The sequence below is a fragment of the Saccharospirillum impatiens DSM 12546 genome, assembly GCF_000423605.1.
Classification (GTDB): domain Bacteria; phylum Pseudomonadota; class Gammaproteobacteria; order Pseudomonadales; family Natronospirillaceae; genus Saccharospirillum; species Saccharospirillum impatiens.
Genome location: NZ_AUIH01000124.1, coordinates 1 through 2,310, shown reverse-complemented (window position 1 = coordinate 2,310; position 2,310 = coordinate 1). Strand labels below are relative to the sequence as shown.

Here is a 2,310-nt window from a genome sequence, read left to right as displayed (position 1 = left end):
CTGTCAGGGAGTTGGTGAAAAATCTGTGCAATCAGGAAAAGTCAAAAAAAACCTGTCAAGCCTTTTTTGATATTATTTCGCTGAATAGTTACAAAATATCATTCTGTAAGGTCGCTCAATCGCAGTAAGTACCTGGCCGATGGAAAAGGTGCGAACCCATTCATCGAACTTCTGGCCGTTGAACCAGAGTTGCACAACCGGAAGGGAGAAAATGCGTTGCTGAGCACAAATGGATTCAGCTTCGTTTTGGCAATCCAGGTAAAGCAGAGCGACTTCCGGGAAGCGGTCTGCAATGGCTCGCTCAAGTTGGGGTTTAACGACCTGGCATACGCCGCAGCGCTCACCACCAAATAGAACTAACAGGGCGGGGTGTTCAATCAATGCCTTGTCGAATTGCCCCTGACTGGTAACCGGTATCATGCTTGAGCTTCCTGCGGTGGCGGGTTTATTGCCAAAGATACTAGACGTTGAGGTTTTTGTCCCGACCAACTAACAGCACACCCATCGTAGTGAGGTTTGAAAAAAACTAGTTGGCCGTGGCACCCACACCAAAGGTCACGCTCCCGATTCGCTCATAGCCACCCGGGACTGCTTGCCGGATAAAATCACCAGAACTCCCATTAGGATCAACGATGCAAGCACAACAATGGACGAAATGGCCAGAACCGGCTCCAATGTGTCTGGGGGAATCAGCCCCTGGTACATAAGGAAGAGACCGCTGATCATGCCCAGCGTTCCAACGTGGTGTAGCACGAACTGCCATTGGCTGAGACCTGTTGCGCCGTTGGGTAGCCAAAGTTTATGGACAATGGCGTAGATGACCGACAGGAGAAAGCCGACCAGCATGATGTGCGCATGAGTTACGTGTTGCACATGGATGTGGCTGGCCGCCATATACAGGCCGAGGCACATTCCCAGTGTGCCGTACAACAGCCCGCTGAGTAGAAAGGATCGGTCAAGCTGGTTCATGTCGTGCTCCTTGTGTCGATTTAGTCGGATTCTCATCTGAATGAGTGGGCTCTGGAGCCGCAACTTTGCTAACCGGAGCCTTGAGCTATACTGACCCGACGGGGGTCATGGCGCTGGTCAAAACTGGCATCGTGTTTGGGGTAAACGTGCACGGAGGCATGAAAGTGACGACACTAGAGTGGATAAACTCGGCGGATATCCCGGCGAAAGACCGTTTCGATTATGTTCGGGAAGAAATTTGGCTCAAGCGCAATGGTATGGATGTCGCGGTCGCGGCTACCGAACAGATTGACTTTCAGTGCCTGGCGCTGGCGCTGCCCGGCTTGCATGTGCAGCGAGTTGCCATGAGTGCCGCTGAAATTTATCGAACTCGATCTCAGGCCATTCAAAGCCACGATTCCATGGCATTGGTGTCCTGGAATGTTGGTCCGGTACACATTGAGTGCGACGACAGCCAGGCCCGTTTACAGAAAGGCCAGGCCATGTTGCTGGCCTCTTCTGTGCGTAGCCGGTCGGTCATGCCAGCCTCTGAATTCGTTTGCCTCAGCCTGGATACAGAACGATTATGGCGCTTGTTGCCACGGCCGCCATTGCCCGGTGTCGTGGCGTTGGAAACCTCCCCTCTGTTTTGCTTGCTAACGCAGTATCTCGCCGGATTGCTGAACAACGACTCATTGATGCAATGTCTGGAGACCCTGGAGCAGGACATGGTTGCGGCGCAGGTGTTTGAGCTGGCAGCTGCATGCCTGAGCCGGGGCACGCGAGATTGGCATGAGCGATTCAGCGATGCCATGCACCTGGAGCATTATCAGCTCGCACGTCGGCTGATTGAGCAACGACTGGCTGAACCCGAGTTAACGGTGGCTGACATTGCTCGTCAATTGGGGGTGTCGTTACGTTACCTTCAAGGGGTGTTTCAGGAGCGCGGAGAGACCTGTCGGAGCGTCATTCGTCGAGCTCGGCTTGCGCGTGCCTGTGACCGATTGCAGATGCCTGAGTGGCAGTCTGCGTCGATCATCCGCATTGCTCTGTCGGTTTGGTTTTCTGATCACTCGCACTTTACCAAGTGTTTTAAACACCAGTTTGGGCTCTCTCCGCGAGCGTTTAGGGAAAGACAAAAATGGACTGTGTAGACACCCATCGTTACAGTTTGTAATTGTGATGGGTGTCCAGAACAAGCTGATCGCAGTGTAGAGTAAGAGCAGTTCGCTACTACTCGGGAGTGTGTCCATTTAGGCCCTTAATAAGGCTCTTCGTAAATTCTTGTGGAATTCCAGTATAATCGAGGCCTGACCGCACCAGATTCTTAAGGAGCCATGTCTGTGGAAATCGAAGATCATT

At 52.6% G+C, this 2,310-nt stretch carries 3 protein-coding genes; 1 reads left to right on the top strand and 2 read right to left on the bottom strand.

Going from position 1 to position 2,310, the window contains the following annotated elements; genetic code table 11:
• Positions 1–72: 72 nt before the first annotated feature.
• Both G565_RS0120695 and G565_RS0120690 read right to left on the bottom strand, forming a co-directional pair.
• Complete coding sequence (locus G565_RS0120695; RefSeq protein WP_028672506.1) at positions 73–420, bottom strand: thioredoxin family protein; 348 nt, start codon at positions 418–420, stop codon at positions 73–75.
• Positions 421–555: 135 nt separating this feature from the next.
• A complete protein-coding gene (locus G565_RS0120690; RefSeq protein WP_028672505.1) occupies positions 556–969 on the bottom strand; it encodes a hypothetical protein in 414 nt (137 codons plus the stop codon).
• 80 nt (positions 970–1,049) lie between these two features.
• On the opposite strand from G565_RS0120690, the gene G565_RS26235 reads away from it, so the two are divergent.
• On the top strand, positions 1,050–2,102 hold the full coding sequence (locus tag G565_RS26235) for a helix-turn-helix domain-containing protein (RefSeq protein WP_169579694.1): 1,053 nt from the start codon (positions 1,050–1,052) through the stop codon (positions 2,100–2,102).
• The last annotated feature ends 208 nt before the right edge of the window (positions 2,103–2,310 follow it).